The sequence below is a fragment of the Niallia oryzisoli genome (assembly GCF_036670025.1).
GTDB classification, from domain to species: Bacteria; Bacillota; Bacilli; order Bacillales; family Cytobacillaceae; genus Bacillus_BD; species Bacillus_BD oryzisoli.
The window spans coordinates 3,089,724-3,109,433 of record NZ_CP137640.1; the positions used below are offsets into that span (position 1 = coordinate 3,089,724).

23 protein-coding genes are annotated in these 19,710 nt (G+C 38.3%); 3 read left to right on the forward strand and 20 right to left on the reverse strand.

Translation table 11 applies throughout. The features are described 5' to 3' along the window. Window position 1: 1 nt before the first annotated feature. From ureC to R4Z09_RS15460, 3 genes are read right to left on the reverse strand one after another with little or no spacing between them, the layout of a single operon-like run. On the reverse strand, window positions 2-1,714 hold the full coding sequence (gene ureC, locus R4Z09_RS15450) for an urease subunit alpha (protein ID WP_338453137.1): 1,713 nt from the start codon (window positions 1,712-1,714) through the stop codon (window positions 2-4). A gap of 5 nt (window positions 1,715-1,719) precedes the next feature. Beyond that, window positions 1,720-2,034, reverse strand: coding sequence for an urease subunit beta (gene ureB, locus R4Z09_RS15455; RefSeq protein WP_338453288.1), 315 nt, complete (start codon window positions 2,032-2,034; stop codon window positions 1,720-1,722). A gap of 30 nt (window positions 2,035-2,064) precedes the next feature. Then, a complete protein-coding gene (locus R4Z09_RS15460) occupies window positions 2,065-2,367 on the reverse strand; it encodes an urease subunit gamma (protein ID WP_338453138.1) in 303 nt (100 codons plus the stop codon). Between the two features lie 349 nt (window positions 2,368-2,716). Between R4Z09_RS15460 and R4Z09_RS15465 the strand changes: the two genes are divergently transcribed. After that, window positions 2,717-2,989, forward strand: a complete 273-nt coding sequence (locus tag R4Z09_RS15465; protein WP_338453139.1) for a hypothetical protein — start codon at window positions 2,717-2,719, stop codon at window positions 2,987-2,989. A gap of 359 nt (window positions 2,990-3,348) precedes the next feature. Continuing rightward, entirely contained in the window at window positions 3,349-3,723 is a 375-nt protein-coding gene (locus R4Z09_RS15470; protein WP_338453140.1) for a hypothetical protein, read from the forward strand. A gap of 32 nt (window positions 3,724-3,755) precedes the next feature. Here R4Z09_RS15470 and R4Z09_RS15475 read toward each other — a convergent pair whose 3' ends face one another. The 9 genes from R4Z09_RS15475 to R4Z09_RS15515 all read right to left on the reverse strand — a co-directional run bounded on the left by R4Z09_RS15475 (window position 3,756) and on the right by R4Z09_RS15515 (window position 13,493). After that, a complete protein-coding gene (locus R4Z09_RS15475; RefSeq protein ID WP_338453141.1) occupies window positions 3,756-4,733 on the reverse strand; it encodes a hypothetical protein in 978 nt (325 codons plus the stop codon). A gap of 10 nt (window positions 4,734-4,743) precedes the next feature. Further along, window positions 4,744-5,826, reverse strand: coding sequence for a hypothetical protein (locus R4Z09_RS15480; protein ID WP_338453142.1), 1,083 nt, complete (start codon window positions 5,824-5,826; stop codon window positions 4,744-4,746). 310 nt (window positions 5,827-6,136) lie between these two features. Continuing rightward, window positions 6,137-6,334, reverse strand: a complete 198-nt coding sequence (locus tag R4Z09_RS15485; protein WP_338453143.1) for a CLC_0170 family protein — start codon at window positions 6,332-6,334, stop codon at window positions 6,137-6,139. 21 nt (window positions 6,335-6,355) lie between these two features. Beyond that, window positions 6,356-7,585 (reverse strand): Ger(x)C family spore germination protein, encoded by a 1,230-nt coding sequence (locus R4Z09_RS15490; protein ID WP_338453144.1) that lies wholly within the window; start codon window positions 7,583-7,585, stop codon window positions 6,356-6,358. Further along, on the reverse strand, window positions 7,575-8,675 hold the full coding sequence (locus R4Z09_RS15495) for an endospore germination permease (RefSeq protein WP_338453145.1): 1,101 nt from the start codon (window positions 8,673-8,675) through the stop codon (window positions 7,575-7,577). Before R4Z09_RS15495 ends, R4Z09_RS15490 begins: the two co-directional genes overlap by 11 nt. Further along, window positions 8,623-10,299 (reverse strand): spore germination protein, encoded by a 1,677-nt coding sequence (locus R4Z09_RS15500; RefSeq protein WP_338453146.1) that lies wholly within the window; start codon window positions 10,297-10,299, stop codon window positions 8,623-8,625. Before R4Z09_RS15500 ends, R4Z09_RS15495 begins: the two co-directional genes overlap by 53 nt. Before the next feature lie 171 nt (window positions 10,300-10,470). Then, window positions 10,471-11,445 carry a cation diffusion facilitator family transporter gene (locus tag R4Z09_RS15505; protein ID WP_338453147.1) on the reverse strand — a complete coding sequence of 325 codons (975 nt, stop codon included), beginning with the start codon at window positions 11,443-11,445 and terminating at the stop codon, window positions 10,471-10,473. Window positions 11,446-11,615: 170 nt separating this feature from the next. Next, complete coding sequence (locus tag R4Z09_RS15510; RefSeq protein ID WP_338453148.1) at window positions 11,616-12,032, reverse strand: SRPBCC domain-containing protein; 417 nt, start codon at window positions 12,030-12,032, stop codon at window positions 11,616-11,618. 96 nt (window positions 12,033-12,128) lie between these two features. Continuing rightward, on the reverse strand, window positions 12,129-13,493 hold the full coding sequence (locus R4Z09_RS15515) for a citrate/2-methylcitrate synthase (protein WP_338453149.1): 1,365 nt from the start codon (window positions 13,491-13,493) through the stop codon (window positions 12,129-12,131). Between the two features lie 301 nt (window positions 13,494-13,794). Here R4Z09_RS15515 and R4Z09_RS15520 point away from each other — a divergent pair, with 301 nt between their 5' ends. Next, window positions 13,795-15,096, forward strand: coding sequence for a M14 family zinc carboxypeptidase (locus R4Z09_RS15520; RefSeq protein ID WP_338453150.1), 1,302 nt, complete (start codon window positions 13,795-13,797; stop codon window positions 15,094-15,096). Between the two features lie 134 nt (window positions 15,097-15,230). On the opposite strand, the gene R4Z09_RS15525 is transcribed toward R4Z09_RS15520, so the two are convergent. The 8 genes from R4Z09_RS15525 to R4Z09_RS15560 all read right to left on the reverse strand — a co-directional run bounded on the left by R4Z09_RS15525 (window position 15,231) and on the right by R4Z09_RS15560 (window position 19,683). Beyond that, on the reverse strand, window positions 15,231-15,449 hold the full coding sequence (locus R4Z09_RS15525) for a gamma-type small acid-soluble spore protein (RefSeq protein WP_338453151.1): 219 nt from the start codon (window positions 15,447-15,449) through the stop codon (window positions 15,231-15,233). 124 nt (window positions 15,450-15,573) lie between these two features. Further along, complete coding sequence (locus R4Z09_RS15530; protein WP_338453152.1) at window positions 15,574-16,104, reverse strand: response regulator transcription factor; 531 nt, start codon at window positions 16,102-16,104, stop codon at window positions 15,574-15,576. A gap of 72 nt (window positions 16,105-16,176) precedes the next feature. Further along, window positions 16,177-17,208 carry a fatty acid desaturase gene (locus R4Z09_RS15535; RefSeq protein ID WP_338453153.1) on the reverse strand — a complete coding sequence of 344 codons (1,032 nt, stop codon included), beginning with the start codon at window positions 17,206-17,208 and terminating at the stop codon, window positions 16,177-16,179. 207 nt (window positions 17,209-17,415) lie between these two features. Then, complete coding sequence (locus tag R4Z09_RS15540; RefSeq protein ID WP_338453154.1) at window positions 17,416-18,048, reverse strand: FMN-dependent NADH-azoreductase; 633 nt, start codon at window positions 18,046-18,048, stop codon at window positions 17,416-17,418. A gap of 238 nt (window positions 18,049-18,286) precedes the next feature. Next, window positions 18,287-18,481 carry a GMC oxidoreductase gene (locus R4Z09_RS15545; protein ID WP_338453155.1) on the reverse strand — a complete coding sequence of 65 codons (195 nt, stop codon included), beginning with the start codon at window positions 18,479-18,481 and terminating at the stop codon, window positions 18,287-18,289. Further along, window positions 18,453-18,644, reverse strand: a complete 192-nt coding sequence (locus tag R4Z09_RS15550; RefSeq protein WP_338453156.1) for a hypothetical protein — start codon at window positions 18,642-18,644, stop codon at window positions 18,453-18,455. The genes R4Z09_RS15545 and R4Z09_RS15550 overlap by 29 nt, the downstream gene beginning before the upstream one ends. A gap of 168 nt (window positions 18,645-18,812) precedes the next feature. Further along, a complete protein-coding gene (locus tag R4Z09_RS15555) occupies window positions 18,813-19,037 on the reverse strand; it encodes a hypothetical protein (RefSeq protein WP_338453157.1) in 225 nt (74 codons plus the stop codon). Window positions 19,038-19,257: 220 nt separating this feature from the next. Further along, window positions 19,258-19,683, reverse strand: coding sequence for a DoxX family protein (locus tag R4Z09_RS15560; RefSeq protein WP_338453158.1), 426 nt, complete (start codon window positions 19,681-19,683; stop codon window positions 19,258-19,260). Window positions 19,684-19,710: the final 27 nt, after the last annotated feature.

Genomic DNA, 19,710 nt, shown 5'->3' on the forward strand with positions numbered 1-19,710 from the left:
CTCAAAACAGAAAATATCTTTGTGCCATTGGTACTTTATCGACTGGATCACAGGTGATCAGCTCCCCGTTAACCCTTACCTCATAGGTTTGCGGATCAACAGATAACTCAGGTGTTTCCGAGTTAAATTTCATATCCTTTTTCGTTAACTTCCGGATTCCATGAACAGGCTTGATTTCCTTTTCTAACCCAAGCTTTTCATGAACCTTATCTTCATACGCCGCTTGTGATACAAAGGTAATCGAACTTTTCTGCAAAGCCTTTCCGTAGGCGGCATACATCGGCCGGCTGATCACCGGCTGCGGTGTTGGAATGGAAGCGTTGGCATCCCCCATCATTCCACATACAATGAATCCGCTTTTCAGAACCAGCTCTGGTTTTACACCAAAAAACGCTGGGGACCAAATGACAAGATCAGCGATTTTTCCTACTTCAATAGAGCCGACATAATCTGCAATTCCATGAGTAATAGCAGGGTTAATCGTATATTTTGCAATATATCGTTTTGCCCGGTTATTATCTGAAAGCTTACTATCTCCTTCCATTGAACCTCTTTGCATCTTCATTTTATCAGCCACTTGCCAAGTCCGTAATACGACCTCTCCAATCCTACCCATTGCTTGAGCATCTGAACTGGTCATACTGAAAATACCCATATCCTGAAGAATGTCTTCAGCAGCAATGGTTTCCTTTCTGATCCGAGAATCAGCGAAAGCAATATCTTCTGGAACGGATGGATTTAAATGATGGCAGACCATCAACATATCGAGATGTTCATCAACCGTATTTACAGTATATGGTAATGTAGGATTGGTAGAAGAAGGAAGCACATTCATGTAGCTGGCTGATTTAATCAAATCAGGAGCATGTCCTCCTCCTGCACCTTCTGTATGGTACATGTGAATAACCCGATCTTTGATCGCCGCCATCGTATTTTCAACAAATCCGGCTTCATTCAACGTATCCGCATGCAGGGCAACTTGTACATCATATTTGTCAGCCACGCTCAAGGCATGATCAATAGCCGAAGGGGTTGCTCCCCAGTCCTCATGAACTTTTAACCCGATCACACCAGCCTTCACTTGCTCTGCTAATGGCTCTTCAGTAGCTGCTTGGCCTTTCCCTGTTAATCCAACGTTTATTGGCAGCCCTTCTACTGCCTCTAACATACGATGAATATTCCACTCTCCCGGTGTAACTGTTGTTGCTCTTGATCCTGCAGAAGGTCCTGTACCTCCTCCAATTAAAGTAGTAAGACCTGCGGAAAGAGCGGTCTCCACTTGGAATGGATTAATAAAATGTACATGGGTATCAAGCCCGCCAGCGGTTACAATCATACCCTCACCGGCAATAATTTCAGTTGAGGCTCCAATGACGATGTCTACACCGCTCATAATCAATGGATTGCCTGCCTTTCCTATTCCGGAGATTTTCCCATCACGAATGGCAATATCTGCTTTATTAATTCCGGTGTAATCCAAAATAACGGCATTTGTAATCACTACATCAGGAATCCCATCACCGCGGGTGACAAGAGGATGCTGCCCCATTCCATCACGGATTACCTTTCCGCCTCCGAATACAACCTCTTCACCATATGTAGTATAGTCCTTTTCAATTTGGATGAATAAATTGGTATCTGCTAGGCGAATCGAATCACCAGTTGTTGGGCCATACATTTGAGCGTATTGTTTTCTCGGCATTTCAAAACTCATTCAATTCACCCTCTTTCAATAGATCCGTCGGTTTTATTATTAAAGCCATATACTTTTCTTTCACCTGCGAAGGAGACTAATTCCACTTCTTTCTCATCACCAGGTTCAAACCGAACGGCAGCACCAGCAGGGATATTCAGCCGTTTACCGAAAGCATCTTCTCTTTCAAAATTCAAAGCTTCATTTACTTCATAAAAGTGGAAGTGTGAACCAATCTGTACAGGACGATCCCCAGTATTAGTAACTTTTACCTTGAATAGATCTCTTCCCTCATTACAAATAATCGGTTCCTCTTTTAAAAATAATTGTCCTGGCTCCATATCCATCTTGTCGTATCCTCCTGTCGTGTTTTATCGAATGGGATCGTGAACGGTTACCAGCTTAGTACCATCAGGGAAAGTGGCCTCTACCTGAATGTCGTCAATGATTTCCGCAATTCCATCCATTACTTCTTCACGCTTTAAGATCGTGGCTCCGTACTCCATTAATTCAGCCACTGTTTTCCCATCTCTTGCCCCTTCTATCACCTCATATGTGATGAGTGCAACGGCCTCAGGATAGTTTAACTTCAAACCTCTTTCCCTTCTTCTTTTTGCAAGATCAGCTGCCACTACAATCATAAGCTTGTCTATTTCACGCGGTACCAGTAACATTGCCAAACCTCCTTTTGGGGTTTTTGTAATAATTTGCCACGTAAATATAATTGCCCATAATCATTTAAATAAACATTGGCTAAATCTTTTTTAAAAAAAATTAAAAGCAAGGGGACGGTTCTTCTGCTTCCATTTAGAAAACGGAAGCAAGAGAACTGTCCTCTTGCTTTTAAGTGATTCATATAATGTTTAGTTTTTATTGTATAGTTTGTGGTATTTGACATTAAGCGAAGATTGTTAACATAATATTATTCCGGCAACTTAACCTCACCACGCATATTTAGAAGATTTCTAGGGATAATAGCAATGTAATCAAAAATATTACTAAATTGTAAAGGAAGGTAACAGGATGTCTGAATTAGAGCCCGTCCAATATGAAACAGGAACCGCCATCCGTGATTATGACATTATCAATGTGAAGCAGACGCCGCTAGGTTATGAGGTTTTACTTGATATTAATTTGGACAGTGGTTATTCCCTAACTGGAACAAAATTGGATATTACCCACGAGGATTTAGCCGGTTATGAAACAAATGAAATTGAAGAAGGAATCAAATGTGCTCTTGGTTTCTTTGAACTTCCATTGGATAAAGACGTAATATCCGGTCAAGAATTGAAGTAATTGTTCAAAAAAAAACGGATTCTTCTTGCTCCAAAAAATGACTATTTAAGACTGAACACTTTCCTATTGTTAACTTCATTTTGGAACGGAAGAAACCGTATTTATTCTAGATTGAAAAAGTGGCAGCATTTCCAATCCCAAAATTAAATTAATCCTAAATCTGTTGTTTGATCCGGGATCCGGGAGAAATACAGGAATTCTAAGCATAATCAAATGAAACAACTACCTCTGATCTGCTTCTAATAAAAACAATCAATCCGGCTTCTTTTCTACGAATGATCCCTAAATTCAAATTGTTTTTAAACAAAATTCATATTATAATATATATACAAACATATGTTCTTATAAAGGTGAATAGAATGAAAGCAAATATATCTGAGGAGCTTGAAAAATTAATCAATGAAAAAATCTACCTGGATTTAGAAGTACACATCCTGACAAAACGACTAAATGAAGCGACTCAAAAAAATACAACACAAGTTCACTTTTTTCAAAAGAAATTGGACCATAAACTAAAAGAACTTAAACAGGCAAATCAACAACTTAGAAAAGAAAACGTGAAAATATTCGACCCAGTGAAAGATGATATATTTATCCAGTACAACTTTTACGTAAAAGTAAATGGCGGCTATAAAGAAGGCAATATGAGGTATTGGAAAGACGCAATGAAATATGAACTAAACCAGCGTTTTCAGCACAGGAAACAGGGGGACGGTTCTTCTGCTTCCATTTAGAAAACGGAAGCAAGAGAACCGTCCCCCTGTTTCTACATAATAAACTGCAATCCGATCAAAATAGCTTCTACTGTTACGGCTGCTATTAAAATATTGGTTTTAAGGGATTGTTTTTTCTCAGCTTTTGCTAGGTCAGCTTTACTAGATAAATTTGTTTTAATGGTTTCCAGCATTTTTTCGTTTTGCCTGCTTTGGACTTTAATATGAGAAGCAACTTGTTCATGCCAATGAAGGATTTCTGCTTTATGAGCTTCATCATGATTATATTGCTGGATGCTCCAGTTTTCATGTAGCTGTGTTACTTTGTTAATCAAGGCTTCTTCACGGACAACTAACAGGTTTTTCAAGGCTTGTTCATGGATTTGATACTTTTTTTCATAAGACTTAAACAGCTCTTCCCAGCGCTCATCCATCTGCTGAAGAGTTTCTCCCATTACAGTTAACTTTTCTTCCGTTTCCGTAATTTGTTTCTTGGTCAAGGTTACATAGGCTCTATTTTGCTCTAAAAACTCTTTATTCTTTTCATCTGCTAAGGAAAGTTCCTGAATAAACTCGTCAATATGATCGGAGACGGATGATACAGCCTTAATCGCCTCAGCGACTAAATCCTGATTATTCTTTTCGATGTTCTGCTGCAGCTCATTTGTAAGCTCAGTATAATGATCAACACTATTTTGCAGTTTTTCATAAACTATTAAAAGCTGCGCTCTTTCATTTTCCAGAAATTCAAGATTCGTTTGAATCATTGTCTGCTGCTGTTTATTCACTAATACTGTCATTTCAGTCTGCTGACTCTCTAGCTGACGTATGAAACTTTGTACTTGATTGACAATCTGTCCGGCTTCACTCTTAAAGTCTTGCAAACTGCTATTTGTCATCTGTTCAATATGAGTTTCTAACTGATTAATTTTTATTTTAAAATCATCATAAAAAAGCTCATCATTTAGCTTTTTCAGCTCATTTACTGCCTCTTCATAATCCTTTTTTGTTGGTAATTCTGTATTAACCATTATTATCCCCTCATATATTCATAGATTCGATAATGTTTTCACCATCTTGCTGCAGCAGTTTCAAATATTGAAAAGCTGCCCAGCGCTCCTCCGGATTTTCAGAAAGGAATTGACGCTGAAGCTCTTCCTTGTATAACAGCCAATGCTTCATAAAATAGCCCTGAAGCTGATTAGCATGTTGAAGATCCTTTTCCCACATTTCATTCATTTTTACCTGCTCTTTGCGTAGATAGTCTCGTTCTATTTCAATTTTAGTCAGATCCATCTGTAATTTGGCTATATTTTCCTCTTTCATCCTATTCAAGGATTCTACCTCATATAATAATTGATTACGTAGCATCAAAGCTTCATTTATTAGTGGCATTAGAATGACCTTGAATGATTGATATATTTGCTCTACCCATTTCGTTCCGTTCAGTAATAATTGATTAAATGATTTATCATATCGGCTAGTAAACCAATATGAATCTATTTTTTGTTGGATTTTCGGAATGGGATCCTGCTTTGGCAATCTTAAAAGGCTATCCTGTAACAAATCTAAACGATCTGCCCTCTCTCTAATTTCTGTAAGCTGATTTTCTATCTTGTTTTTAATCGAGATTTGCAATTGTTCGGCATGACCATTTAAAATGCTTGCCTTTTTTTGTTTTACGTCGTATTTTACGTAATTTTTCACAATTGATTCCTTATCAGTGTGTTCCATTTCTTGAATAATCGATTCAATGTCATGTAAAAAATCGGTATAATTCTTTATTTTACTTGAAAATTCACGATTCTTCATGTGAAAAAAGTTCAATTTCTGTTCCATTTGTGCCTTTTTTTCAGAAATGAAATGCTCAAGCATTTTTAATTCTTTTTCACTTTCCACATGCTCTTGCTTTCTATCTCCTTCTGCCACCTTAAAACAGTTTGTTAAACTTTGAAATGGTAATAATTTTACATCAGTACAGAACGAATCCTCTTGCTGTCTATGTAAACGATCAATCTTTTCCACGTCTAATCGAACAAATTGATCCAAGAACTCTTTTTTCGCTTGAAAAGCCCATTCAAATCGTTTTTTATGTAAATCAGTTAATACTTTGTTCATTTCCATTCGTCAACTCCATAGAGATTTCATATATATGTGAGTTTCTAACCTGATAGTTGTCTGCTTGAAAAAGTAACAATGATTCTTCAAAAATCCCTATTTATAAAAATATCTTTTCATACTCTTAATATTGACTGTACCATCAAACTATCATGAAGGTAAACAGATGAACACATATTTAAGTTAATTATATTGTTGAGCGTCTTTAAAAATAGTATAAAAAAGAGAAAAGACTCCATAAGAATGAAGTCCTTTACATACATTAATGTGCTAGTTTGGCTCAATTGGAAGCAGAAGAACCGTCCCCTTGCTTCTTCTACCAAGTCATTTGTTGATAGACCCAATTTGATAGGAGGATTAGCAGGCCTAGTGAGATGTTGGTCCAGCCCAGCAGTTTGGCGGTAGTTTTTTCTTTTTTTAATTTGGCATTTTTGTAGGCCCTTACATCTTCGACTAGTAGTAAGAAGCCGGTTATTTCAAAAACGAAAACAGCATATCCAAGAAATCCAAACATATTCTAAGCTGTACATCCCTTCTATATGGCTTTCATACCGGTCCGTCGAACCTTTGTCGATATTTCTACTTCATAAGAGAGGTTTTCATAGATATCCAGCCATCTTTCTTGTGTCTTTACCTGTCTGTTCCAATACTTGGGTAATTTTGCCCGGAAATGCTCTCCAAAACCAAAAATATCTGACTTTGCCTCCTTTGTCTCGTCAATTAGTTCTTCTAAACCTTTGTCAACTATTTTTGAGAATTCCTTTTCAAAACTTGGAAAATATTCCTTTTTTATATGTGAAGGATTAATGGTTTCTACCTCTTCAATTTCGCAATCATAATGTACTTTGACTAAGATATGTGGTTTCCCATTTTTCAAACTTGCTTTCACTCTTGTTTTTCGTTTTACTGCACGCACCAGTAAAAACTGTTCCATCTCAGGAATTTTAATAAAGGCTGCATACCCTCCTTTTTCTGCCCCAATTCCAGCCATAAAACTACCGATTTGTCTTGGTTTTGTTTTACCAACCATTTTATCCCCTTTGAAGTAGGCAAGTCCGTTGATTTGGATATTTGATTTTCCTTTAATTTGAAAATATGGCAAATAGGGTTCTTGTCCCTTACTTGAAAGGATGGACCAAAACATTCCGATAAAAGTGGGTGGAAATTTTCCCAATTGAATTAAACTATCAACCATTTCTGCTAAGTAGAGAGACGGGACCCGCTCCAGCTCCGGTGTAATCTTCATATATTCTGAAGCCTTTTCCTTTGAAATGACTAGTGAGGCCGTTCTTCGAATTTGAGGGTTGCGTCTAAGATAATCAGTAAAACGACCGACGCCCTCTCTTGCCACTTCTTCATTTAAAACTATTAACCGTAAATGACCTAGAAAAACCTCTGTTGCAATTTCTTGTTGAATAATAAGTAAGGCATCTTCAATCGTATGCCCCACTGCACGAACAACCAATACTGGACTTTTCTCCCCGCCGCCAATCTGTGGACCTAGTGGAATTCGTCCTGGAATCGCAATTTGAACCGTTAACTCAATCATTCGTTTATTAGGAATATGGATTTCTCCTTTTATATGGTTTATTTCATCTTCTTTTTTTTCTGCATTCGGCTCAGCATTATCGATGCCAATGGCTAAAATCGTAGCGCGTTTCTCTATTTCACGGCTGTCCCAGCAACCGGTTAGAAGAGGTAGCAAAAGAGTCATGACTAAAAGTAACAGAAGGGTCCGCTTCCACCTATGCTTGTTAAGACTCACTCTTTTTCCTCCTCTTACTTTTCAGTACATCAATCATGAATAAGAACATTGGGAATAAAATGGTGATGATCAAACCTGCTCTTCCGGCAATTTGAATAACATCGTATAATTGGACAATGTTTTGCGGCAGCATCGCCAAAATAAAGATAAAAGGAAGCAAAAAATAAGCGAGCATTTTATGATCCTGTAAACGAAATAACTGCTTGACCGAATGAATGGTAAAAAAGTAACTGGCAAATATCGTTGTAAACACAGCAATAACCCAGACTGAAATAAAGATAACATCCAATCGCTGTAAAATATTCCCCGGTAATGACGTTGTTCGGGCAAGTTCTAATGTTGGCCAATATAGCTTTTTAATTTCCTCAGCTCCAAAAATCGCCACTGTCGCAAGGACAAGTAACAAATATAACCCGCCGGAAATAAAAATGGCCCACCAGCTGGCTTTCATGGCTGATTTTGGATTTTTCATTGACGGAATAATCAACGTCATAATGAATGACCCTTGAAATAATGCAGCAATGGTGATGGCACCAAAGAAACTATCATGAAACCCGCTTGCAATAAAAGGCCGTACGTAGAGAAAGTTCGCATTTTTTAGTGATAAGGCTACAATTATCAAGACCGGTGCCAATATAATCGGAATATAAAAATTGTGTATATAAGCAAAGGTATTCATCGTATTTCTAGCACTAATGGCTGCTAACAAAAGCATTACTAGAACCGTTATCTCCAGTGGCGTTTCAAGCAATACGGCTGAGATGACGACCGCACCAAATTCACGCGCAGCAAGAGCGGTTAAAATCGTAAAAAATAGAATAACAAATAAGCTAAAAAATCTCCCCAGCCATTTTCCAATAATATCCTCACTATAGGTGATTATCGTTTTATTCGAATGACGAGTGCCCAGTTTTGTAACAACAAATAATCCAAACGCAGCGATTCCAATTCCTAATAGAGTAACGAACGGTGCTCCCGTCTCACCTGCCCTTACAGCAAATAACGGCAGAGGCAGTACACCAACTCCGATGATCGTACTAATTAAGGTTGTCGCCGCTTGAACCGTTGTGACCTCTTTTGTATCCTCCATTCTTTGCTTCCTCCCGCTGGTCATTTCCAACCTTACTATGCTGTAACACTTTATTTTTCACTTCCCCTAATCTGTCACGATTCGTTGACTGTAGAAAAACTGGTCTTTTTGGCATCCACCATAATGGACTTCTGAATATGACATCCTTCAATCCTTGAGAGTTTCCTGGAGAAACCGGCGACATATAAGGAACTCCAAATGATTTTAAGGAAAGCATATGGTTAAAAATAAAGATGATTCCGATCACCACTCCAAAGAGACCAAAAATCCCTGCTAAAAAGAGGATGGGGAATCGCAGCATCCTGAGGGCAAAAGCTGCCACATAGGCAGGAGTTGCGAAAGAGCCAATGGAGGTTAATGCAATAACCACAACCGTTATCGGACTGGCAAGACCGGCATTTACCGCAGCTTCACCGACAACCAGCACACCTACAATAGATAAAGCCCCGCCAACCTGCTTTGGCATTCGGACGGTTGCTTCCCTCAGTACCTCCATCGCTATCTCGATGATTAACACTTCTACAACTGCCGGATAAGGCACACCCGCGCGTCCACCTGCTACTGCTACAGCAAATTCTGTCGGGAGCAGTTCAGGGTTAAAAGAGATAAATGATACATAAAGGGATGGAAAGATAAGTGAAAAAACCAAGGCCTGCATCCTGGCAAGTCTGGCAAAGCTGCCCATGAGAAACCTTGACGAATAGTCATCAAAGGTCTGATAAAACTGATTAAACACAACAGGAACGATGAGAGCAAATGGAGAACCATCCACCAAAATAGCCACACGGCCCTCTGCGAGATTGGCGACTGTTTTATCGGGTCTTTCAGTGCTTTGTGTTTGTGGAAAGGGAGAAAACGGATTATCTTCGATGAATTGTTCTAAATAACCTACATCCAATATGGCATCAATATCAATTTCTGATAATCGTTTCTCTACTTCTTTGATTACCTTATCCTCGGCAATTCCTTTTATATAACAAACCGAAACCATCGATTTCGTCAAGCGACCGATTTCCATTGTCTTGATGCAAAGATCTGGTGTCGGCAGCCTGTATCGGATCAAAGCAATGTTAGTAGCAATACTTTCAATGAAACTTTCACGCGGTCCTAATATGGCCTGTTCCGTTTCAGGTGATTTGATCGAACGTTTTTCTATTTTTCTTGTACCAATATGGATGGCTTCAGTGATACCCTCTATAACAATAACGGTTTCCCCGCGCAGAATAACATTAACTAATTGATCAAGTTGGTGATTGCGACTAGTCTGACTGTCATAAAGTGTTTCTTCTAAAAGAACATTTATTAAATCCTGCTTCGAAATCTCCCTCTTCAATAAATGCTCCGGTACATACATTAACGACTTCAATATCTCGTTATTGATTCGATCCTGGTCTGTAATATTTGAAAAATAGAAAAGTACCGCACGAAAACGGCCAAAAATTTGAAAATGCTTAACAACAAAGTCATCGCTTTCTCCCAGCATTTCCTTCATAAATTGAACAGTGCCCTCGATTGATCCTGTCAGTCTATTTTGATCTAGTTCTTCTAAAACCTTACTTGGAATTTCATTTGCTCCTTGTTGATTGAGCCCCTTCTTTTGTCTACGCCGGCGAAATAAAACCATGATTCCACCACTTTTTTACCCTTAGCATGCACCAGATTTTCATAATTATTCCTATAGATGGAAGCATTGGATACAAACAAAGGTGCCAGGCACCACAAAATGACAAATTAAATAACTTTGTCCATTTGTGGTGCTTGACACCTTTTGGGGACGGCCCCTCTGCATCTATTATCAGCTATTCCCAGGGATTAAATTTCGATCCCAGGTTTGAAAACCGTCGTCTTCGTCAAATTCAATGATGACATCGGTAACCCCTTTAATTTGTTGAATTTTATGTTCAATCCGATCTTTAATATCATCTGCTTGCGCAACCGTCAGGGAGGGATTAATCTCCAGCTTCATTTCAATATGATAGTCCTCTCCTTCTTTTACTGCAAACAGTGTTTGGATATCTTTAATTTCCGGATTGGTAAAAATGTATTCAGCAATCTGTGCTTCTAGCTCTTGATCTGCTTCTCCTAATACACCTTTGGCATTGTCTAAGAATACTCTTCCTACCACAAAAAACATCATCAAACCAATGATGATAGAAGCAATTCCTTCTGCAGCATGCAGACCAGCAAAATAGGAAAGCAAAATTCCGATAATCGCAATAACCCCGCCAAGAGTAGCAACGGCATCCTCCATAAAAACAAGCTTGGTAGCGGGTTTAGCTTTGTTTAAACTGCTCAAGCTTTTCGTCGCAATGGCTAGTCCTTTCGCCTCTGTACCAGTTTCATGAAGAACTTCTTTCATCGCTTTAAATAGTACATATGACTCCAGTAAAACAGCTAATGCCAATACAGTAAGGTTGATCCCAATTCCGCTGGATTCAGTCGGATGGAGAATATGATGATAGCCTTCCTTAATTGTTTCATAGCTCATAATGCCAACTATTATGACGGCCCCAAGCAGAACTAAATTAACAAGCCGGCCAAAACCATTTGGGAAACGGTCATTTGGCATTTTTTTACTCAGCGCACTGCCAATATAAACAAAAAACTGGTTTGCCGCATCTCCAAAAGAATGCATTGTTTCAGCAAACATTGCAACATTTCCCGTAAAAAGATAAGCCGCGCCCTTTACCAGCGCAATAATTATATTAACAATAGCTGCAATAAGTGACGACTTATTACCATGCTTCAACAAATTTTCCTTCTGTGCCATAATTCCCTCCATTAAAAAACAAATTCTCATATCACATAGTATTCGTCCCTTTATTGCTAATTATATTGGAAAGCAGAGGGACGGTTCTCCTGCACCCACTTACTGAAAATCCAAAATAATGAAGCGGAAGAACCGTCCCCTTGCTTCAATTTGTAGAATGGCTGGTAAGTTCATTTAACAAGGGATGCTCTTAAAGTAGAAATTCCAAATTCCACATATGCCTTTAAACAAGTCAGCGTATAAACCCAGCCTTCTTTATTATCTAATAAACGATCAACATCGTTTTCATCAAAGCCTTCTTCGTTTACTTCAATGATTGTGGTGGAGGGGTCTTCCTTTTTCAGTGTAATTGTCGTTGTATGGCCTTCCCAGTCATCCATTACAATTTTCTTATTGGTTTCAAGTCCGGTAATCTTGACAGTCCCTTCAGCATTGTATTCATCATATCTTAGAGTAATCGTCTTCCCCGCTTCCCATCTTTCCGAACTAGAGGAAAACCAAAAATTCCCGATCTTCGCGGGATCTACAAAAGCCTCAAAAACCTCATGTGCCGGCTTATTTATTTTCAGCTTTGTTAAATTATTCATCTTTTGTCCCTACCTTTCTTTTAGAAGCAGAGGGACGGTTCTCTTGCTTCCTTTTCTGAGTCTTCAAATTAGGAAGCATAAGAACCGTCCCTCTGATCATTCTCGTTCATTCAAATCGACGTATTGTTTTACTGATCCTATGCTTTTGTAGGCAGGCCGGATGATTTTGTCTACGTTGATAAGTTCTTCTAGGCGGTGGGCGCTCCAGCCGACGATTCTTGCCATGGCGAAGATGGGAGTGTAGAGTTCTACCGGTATATCGAGCATGCTGTATACAAAACCGCTTAAGAAATCAACATTAGCACTGACGCCTTTATAGATTCGGCGTTCTTTCGCAATGACCTCCGGTGCCATTCTTTCAATCATCGTATATAGTTCAAAATCTTCCCGTCTTCCTTTCTCATCGGCTAGATTTTGGACAAATCCCCTAAATACTTGTTCCCGTGGATCAGAAATCGAGTAAACAGCATGTCCCATTCCATATATTAAACCCCTCTTATCAAAGGCTTCTTTATTCAAAATCTTTGTTAAATAGGCTTTTATCGCTTCCTCATCCTTCAGGTCTGATACATGGGCTTTAATATCCTGCACCATCTCGACTACCTTAATATTAGCCCCTCCATGCTTCGGACCTTTTAGTGAAGATAAGGCTGCGGCTATAACCGAATAGGTATCAGAACCGGCAGAGGATACGACTCTTGTGGTAAACGTGGAATTATTCCCGCCGCCATGCTCCATATGAAGCACCAAAGCAACATCCAGAACTCTTGCCTCTACCTCTGTATATTGTTTGTCCGGACGAAGCATTCTTAAAATATTTTCTGCCATTGATAGCTTATCATCCGGTCTGTGAATATAGAGACTGTCATCACACTCGAAGTGATTATATGCATGGTATCCATATACACATAGCATTGGAAATACACTGATCAACATTAAACATTGCCGTAATACATTTTCCAACGACATATCATTTATTCTCTCATCATATGAAGCCAATGTTAGGACACTTTTCGTCAAGGAATTCATAATGTCTTGGCTTGGAGCTTTCATAATGACATCTCTTGTGAAATTTTTCGGCAGATTTCGTGAATCTCGTAGAACTTCTTTAAATTCTTTAAGCTGTGCTTCATTTGGGAGTGAAGAAAATAAAAGTAAGTACGTGATTTCCTCAAATCCAAATCGCTTATTGACAAATCCCTGCACTAAATCATGGATATTATATCCTTGATAATACAGCTTTCCTTCTATAGGTACCGTTTTTCCATCGACTTCTTGTGTGGACTCGATGGTTGAAATTTTAGTCAGCCCGGCAAGCACTCCCTTACCGCTTTTATCCCTAAGCCCACGCTTCACCCCATACTCATCAAATAGACTAGGGTCAATTTTACTGTTTTTATTAAGAATTCTGCTGTACTGATTTGTGTAATTATCGATCATTTCTCTTTTTTGTTCCTGCATTATTTCCCGCCCCTTCCCGAATAACTTCTTTATTTTGTCATTATGCCCAATCCTTGATATTTTGTTGCTCCATTAATTGTAAAAAATAAACACGCTTTTTTTGATGCAACTACATCAATGGGTGACTATTTGAGTGATTAAGAATCACTCCCTCTCAACTTTTTTTGTCGAAAAATTATATTGTTTGTCCTATCCTAATAATTTTTTCTGAGATAATTTTACTAACTTTTCTAAATATTATTACAAATCGACATTCTCTATGCTACTATATTTTCTATCTATTACGTAGGAGGTTACATAAATGCAAAAGAAAAAAGTACTGAGAACTATTCTATCTAGCGGTCTTCTAGCCACAGCAATTGTTGGAAGTTCGACTGCTGTGTTTGCAGAACCGATTGTCACACCAAACGGACCATGGATTCAAGACGAACAGAACTTGTCTCTCGAAGGGCTAATGTCAAATGAGCAATTGGAAAAGAAATTAAAACAAATTGCATCATCTTCCAAGGGAAAAATGATCCTAGAGCAATTTGGAACATCCAATGACGGGAATCCCCTTTATGTTGCTAAATTTGGTGACAATGACCCTGCGAAAAAAAGAGTCTTAGTATATACACAAATTCACGGTAATGAACCTCTTGGTACAGAGGCCGTTGTTGAATTAATGCAAATGCTATCCACAGGCAGCCAGGAAGCAAAGAATATTTTAGATCATGTGAATGTTTGGTTCGTCCCTCGATTAAACCCTGATGGAACAGCCAATGAATTTGAAGGCAAGCAGTACCCAACGAGATATAACCACCAAACATGGAACCCTGAGGAACTAGGGCTGCCTGCTGGTACAAAAGCTCCATGGTATTACAATGCAATAGGAAGCGAAAGAGCACCAAACAATGCTGGAAATGTAGTCTATGGAATTCCTGGCTATGATTTGAATCGCGATTTTCATCCAAATTATGATTTTGATATAAATGAGGAAATTAAAAAGGATCCTGAAAAGGTTGCTGCAATTTTAAATAATCCGGAAACTAATAATGGTGCCCAAGCTTCATTAGTGGTTTCACCTGAAACTCGTGCTCTTACAGAAGTAGTTCAGGAATTCAAGCCGGATGTGGCAATTGACCTTCATCACCGCGGTTTCAACCGTCTATCTGAAGAAGACAGCCGTTCGGTTTCAATTCAATTATTGGCACAGTTTACAACAAAGTCTTATGAAGATCCTTTTAGCGGGAAGATTTATGAGCTAGACCCAGAAGTACTTCTATTGAGTAAAAAAATAAATGCTGTTGCTTATGAATCTCTTCAGCGTGGCAACTCCTCTTTCGGAGCGATTCAAAAGTATCCGACTGTAAACTATCCAGGCTCAGGCCTAGGAGCTATACAGCTTAATGGAACTGCAACAATGCTTATCGAGATTAAAGGCCAAACTCAAACTCTTGGACAGAAGCAAAGTGGAATGCTAAAAGAAACAGCGAAAGTTCCGGTTATGGCAGTATTAAACAGCCTTGCTGATGGTTCAATTGAAGATGCTGATCCTGCAGTTTATGATGATATCCCCGGGACAGCATTAGGTGTACCAGCTGGCGGATCAAAGAATAATTAAAGGCAGTTACTAAGAAAAAACTTTGTTTTACGATTTCCTATTACTTAGTAAAAAGTTATGAAAAAAAAACATTGAAAAAGCAGAGGGACGGTTCTGTTGCTTCATAGTAGCAACAGAACCGTCCCTCTGCTTTTTCAGAATGTAGAATTCTTACTCACGTCCATTGATTGTTGATTTTTCCTTTTCACTTCCTCGATTTCAGTATTGCTAAAGTTCCTTGTACCATGTCCGCCTGTCGTTTGCGCAAGGTATGCTTTTACTTCATTATATGACATACCGGATTGTGCATTTAGTCTTTTTACTTCATCTATATTTGTTCCAGACACAGTATAGCGACCTTGATTGTTATCCATCAAAAAGTAACCTCCATTCTATTTCTAGTTATTTTCCATCAAAACGCTAATAAAATCCGTTCAAATTAGCAAAAAAGAACACTCCTTCCATCTATAGAAAGGAGCGCTAAAAGATAAATGAATTTTATCCCGTCGGTAACTTCATTTTATCGATAATCGTAGAAAAATATTTTCTAACATTCCTGAACGGATTCTTCGGACGATAACAGGTGTCATTTTGAAATTCGGAAAACGTTTCAACACCTTCTCCAAATTCACTAGTATCATGATCTATTAGTTCAGGAGAGTATATCTGCTTTCCGTTCATGATGCTGCGGATAGAGCGGATTAAATCCTTACTTGGGCTGTCTTTTAATAAATACCCTCTAACACCTGATTCTTGGGCACGTTCCACATAACCTATTCTTGCAAAAGTCGTCATGATGATGATTCTGCAGTCTGAAGAAATTAAAGCATCTGCTGCATCAAGTCCGTTCATGACAGGCATTTCGATATCCATGATACAAATATCTGGCTGCAATTCGTGTACAAGCGCTATTGCCTCCTGCCCATTCGTTGCCTGACCAACCACTTCTATATCCTCCTCCAGATTAAGAAGTGCACCTATCACGCCTAGCAACAGTTCTTGATCCTCGGCTATGACAATTCGAATCATATCGCTCTCTCCTTCATTTCTTCCCAAGTTACGGTAAAATTAAAGCCCCCCATTATAAGGGGAGCTAGATATTTAGATTTCCGGTTTGACTTGTACGGAAACTCTTTTCTTCGCAATACGTTTGACCTCTTTAAAACTAACGAAGGTCTTGTTTTTCTCATCCCATAAACGGAAACGGAGCGACTTTAAGCTTATTGCCAGCGTAATGGTTGGAACGTTTTGTAATGGCGGTGTGTTATTATGTGCCGCTTCTAATTTATAGTTCGGAACGCGCGGGCTTAAATGGTGAACATGATGAAACCCAATATTCCCTGTTAAGAATTGGATGAATTTTGGAAGCTTATAGAAGGAGCTTCCTTCCACAGCAGCTTTTACATATTCCCAATCCCGATCTTCTTCAAAATAAGAATCCTCAAACGTATGCTGGATATAAAATAACCAAATACCAGCTGAACCTGCCAGTAAGAAAACAGAACCTTGAACAAGAAGAAATGACTGCCATCCAACAGCCCAAATAAGCAAGCCCACTATTGCAGCAATAAGAACATTCGTCAAATAGGTATTCATACGTTCCTTCTTTTTAGCATCTTTACGGTTAAATCGATTTTTTAAAAGAAATTGAAAAATCGGCCCTAATCCAAACATTACGAATGGGTTACGGTAAAGGCGGTAAGCCATTCGAGTACGAACTGGTGATTTTAGATATTCATCAATTGTTAATGTCCAAATATCACCTATTCCTCGTTTATCCAAGTTTCCGCTTGTTGCGTGATGAATAGAATGCTCACGTCCCCATTTTTCAAAAGGAAATAATGCGATAACGCCCATGGCCGTTCCGACTATTCGATTAAGACGTCGGTTTTTAAAAAATGAATAATGTGTACAATCATGAAAAATAATGAATATTCTTACCAAAAAACCTGCAGCGATTACAATCGGAACAAGCGCTAACCAATAGGATACGGAAAGACTGATATAAGCAAAGTACCATAAGGCGATGAATGGCACGACCGTGTTTATTATCTGCCATACACTAGCTTTGGCCGTTGATTTTTCATAAGGAGCCATTTGTTTTTTTAACATATTTGTGTTTTGTAAGGTCATTAGATTTAAATCCCCTTCTTTATTTTGCATTATTATTCCAAAGTATAAAGAAAGATAATCATATTTGTAAGTAGCAGGTGTCATGTACAAGATATGACAAATGTCACATCCACCTGATCTTGCAGTTAATTAAGGCTTACAAACAAAGAAAGACAGCCCCAAATAACAATGAGCTGTCTTTCTAAAATTCCTATTCTTTTCAATAAATTATGCTGTTACAGCTGATAAATTTTTAGCAGCAGCTGCCACTTTTTCAAGTCCTTCAGCAATAATTTTTTCCGCTTGATCAGGCATTGCATTATGACCTTCAATAATCACTTCATCAATGATATCCATACCAAATACGCCGCCAAATACGTTTTTCATATAATTTGCAGCCATTTCCATTGGTGCTGCTTCTGGTGTTGAGTAAACGCCGCCGCGTGCACTTAAGATAATCGCTTTTTTGTCTGTCATTAATTGAACAAGCTGCCCGTTTTCATCATATTTGAATGCGTAGCCTGCTTGGTACACATAATCAACAAATGTTTGTAATTTAGCTGGGATTGTTAGATTCCATAATGGGAATGCGAATACCACAACATCTGCTGCTGTTAGGGCATCCATTGCTTTTTGTTTAGCTGCTAAAATGCGTTTTTCAACATCAGTCATTTCTTCGCCAGATTCTACTTTACCGAAAGCATTGAATAAATCCTGACCGAAGTAAGGCATGTCCTCTGCAAAAACATCGTATGTTGTTACATTAGTACCTTCCAGGTTGTTCATGAAGGTTTCATACATTTTACTTGATACTGCCTCTGATGCTGGACGGTTATTTGCTTTTACTACTAAAATATTCATTTATTTTAAAACTCCTTTTTATCTTATCTTGAAATATTTTTAATAAAAATATCTTGAATTAAATATATTATAAACTAGTATATATGTCAACGGAAAATTTGCTTTTTTGTTTGTCAATAATAGTTTAATAAAAAGGAATTAAAAAAACAGCTCCTCCAATTAAAAGCTGTCTGCGGATTCTTTTATTTTATTAAAAGAAGATCTATCACAAAGTAATATTATAATAAGTTCAAATCGCTCAATCTAATTCTCGAACAATATGATCGGCAAATCTTATGCCAAGTGCAATGTTAGAAAGAACGGGTCCAGCCGCGGTTAATGTAGGAAGAACACTATTATCAGTCACAAATAAGCCTTGAACCCCATGGATTTGACCATTTCGATTGGTAGCAGAGGTTTCCAGATCATCCCATTCTGCAAGTACAAGCTTCATGCATATCTGCTCCAGGCGGTCTTAGGACCAATGTCGACTCATCTAGTGTTAGTGTCACTTTCACAGTAGCTACTGATTCTCTAATTCCTTGTTCAACTTGTTGGGCTGTCTGACGATCTTTGTTGCTTAAGGAATATTGAACCTGCTGTAACGGTACACCCAAATTCATCTCATTTAGTGGGATCTAAGTATACTCTGTTTCTCCGCGTGACTCGACCCTTCCAAACGAAGCATAGACAACCATCAGCTGATCCTTTAGTTCCTTATCTTCAAATTGCTGGTATGAAAAATATTGATCAGGACCAGGAATTTGATATGGTGACTCCTCTGTCTAAAACTTCAAAATAGCAAAGTTACCTAGTTTATCGGAAAATTGTCTTCGCGGTATCGTACTAATAGCAATCATGGACACGTGTTCTGTTAAATACCGCCCAATGGCAAGCCCTTGGACTCTCGAGATCAGCAATAGACGAGGAGTCTCTAATGTACTTGCAGTCACTACTACATTTTTTGCCCGAATTCTATGAGATCTCTTATTTTCGGAAAATACCTCCACACCAGTAGTTCTTCCATTTTCAACAATGACTCTTGAACATAGGCGTTTACAGACTTTACTACCACTGCCACCACCTAATTCCCCATAATCTCATGTCAATTAAATTAATGAGGAACAGTTATTCCTATATGCTATATTCAAATTTTCAGTATAAAAAAATAAGCCAAATCAATGTAATATGACTGGCTTACTCTCTATTATCGAATTCCATTTTTAACCATTAGGCAGCTTTTGTTACGTTCTCTGAATCTTTTTCAAAAATCTTATGCCCAACTGATAAAAGACTGCTTCCATTTAACACAAGATAAATAGCCATTGCTAAAAATGCTAAATCCAGCTCATATCCTGCCATTTGACCATTGCCTAGAAAGCCAATGGCTAATTTTACTTTTAATGTTGCGATTATCATCATGCCAGCAAATAATACTGATACAAGTCGAGTGGCCAATCCAAGGATTAATAGGATTCCACCAATCAATTCAACTGAAGCTACTCCATATGCCAATATTCCTGATAACCCAATACTCTCAAACCAAGCAACCGTGTTTTCGATACCATCACGAAACTTAACATACCCGTGGATGAAAAAGCTGATTCCTAGAATAAATCGTAAAATAAGTGCTCCTGCTTCGTGTTTTCCTATCATAAAAAAACCTCCATAAATTTTAATAGT

What these genes read in the sequence shown, in the direction of transcription:
- R4Z09_RS15530 (WP_338453152.1), bottom strand. Translation starts at nt 16,104, where the DNA reads ATGATTCGAATTGTCATAGCCGAGGATCAAGAACTGTTGCTAGGCGTG.
- R4Z09_RS15470 (WP_338453140.1), top strand. Translation starts at nt 3,349, where the DNA reads ATGAAAGCAAATATATCTGAGGAGCTTGAAAAATTAATCAATGAAAAA.
- R4Z09_RS15505 (WP_338453147.1), bottom strand. Translation starts at nt 11,445, where the DNA reads ATGGCACAGAAGGAAAATTTGTTGAAGCATGGTAATAAGTCGTCACTT.
- R4Z09_RS15475 (WP_338453141.1), bottom strand. Translation starts at nt 4,733, where the DNA reads ATGGTTAATACAGAATTACCAACAAAAAAGGATTATGAAGAGGCAGTA.
- R4Z09_RS15560 (WP_338453158.1), bottom strand. Translation starts at nt 19,683, where the DNA reads ATGATAGGAAAACACGAAGCAGGAGCACTTATTTTACGATTTATTCTA.
- R4Z09_RS15495 (WP_338453145.1), bottom strand. Translation starts at nt 8,675, where the DNA reads ATGGAGGATACAAAAGAGGTCACAACGGTTCAAGCGGCGACAACCTTA.
- R4Z09_RS15460 (WP_338453138.1), bottom strand. Translation starts at nt 2,367, where the DNA reads ATGTTACTGGTACCGCGTGAAATAGACAAGCTTATGATTGTAGTGGCA.
- R4Z09_RS15515 (WP_338453149.1), bottom strand. Translation starts at nt 13,493, where the DNA reads ATGCAGGAACAAAAAAGAGAAATGATCGATAATTACACAAATCAGTAC.
- R4Z09_RS15500 (WP_338453146.1), bottom strand. Translation starts at nt 10,299, where the DNA reads ATGGTTTTATTTCGCCGGCGTAGACAAAAGAAGGGGCTCAATCAACAA.
- ureB (WP_338453288.1), bottom strand. Translation starts at nt 2,034, where the DNA reads ATGGAGCCAGGACAATTATTTTTAAAAGAGGAACCGATTATTTGTAAT.
- R4Z09_RS15525 (WP_338453151.1), bottom strand. Translation starts at nt 15,449, where the DNA reads ATGGATAACAATCAAGGTCGCTATACTGTGTCTGGAACAAATATAGAT.
- R4Z09_RS15540 (WP_338453154.1), bottom strand. Translation starts at nt 18,048, where the DNA reads ATGAATATTTTAGTAGTAAAAGCAAATAACCGTCCAGCATCAGAGGCA.
- R4Z09_RS15510 (WP_338453148.1), bottom strand. Translation starts at nt 12,032, where the DNA reads ATGAATAATTTAACAAAGCTGAAAATAAATAAGCCGGCACATGAGGTT.
- R4Z09_RS15535 (WP_338453153.1), bottom strand. Translation starts at nt 17,208, where the DNA reads ATGACCTTACAAAACACAAATATGTTAAAAAAACAAATGGCTCCTTAT.
- ureC (WP_338453137.1), bottom strand. Translation starts at nt 1,714, where the DNA reads ATGAGTTTTGAAATGCCGAGAAAACAATACGCTCAAATGTATGGCCCA.
- R4Z09_RS15545 (WP_338453155.1), bottom strand. Translation starts at nt 18,481, where the DNA reads ATGAAGCTTGTACTTGCAGAATGGGATGATCTGGAAACCTCTGCTACC.
- R4Z09_RS15480 (WP_338453142.1), bottom strand. Translation starts at nt 5,826, where the DNA reads ATGGAAATGAACAAAGTATTAACTGATTTACATAAAAAACGATTTGAA.
- R4Z09_RS15485 (WP_338453143.1), bottom strand. Translation starts at nt 6,334, where the DNA reads ATGTTTGGATTTCTTGGATATGCTGTTTTCGTTTTTGAAATAACCGGC.
- R4Z09_RS15465 (WP_338453139.1), top strand. Translation starts at nt 2,717, where the DNA reads ATGTCTGAATTAGAGCCCGTCCAATATGAAACAGGAACCGCCATCCGT.
- R4Z09_RS15520 (WP_338453150.1), top strand. Translation starts at nt 13,795, where the DNA reads ATGCAAAAGAAAAAAGTACTGAGAACTATTCTATCTAGCGGTCTTCTA.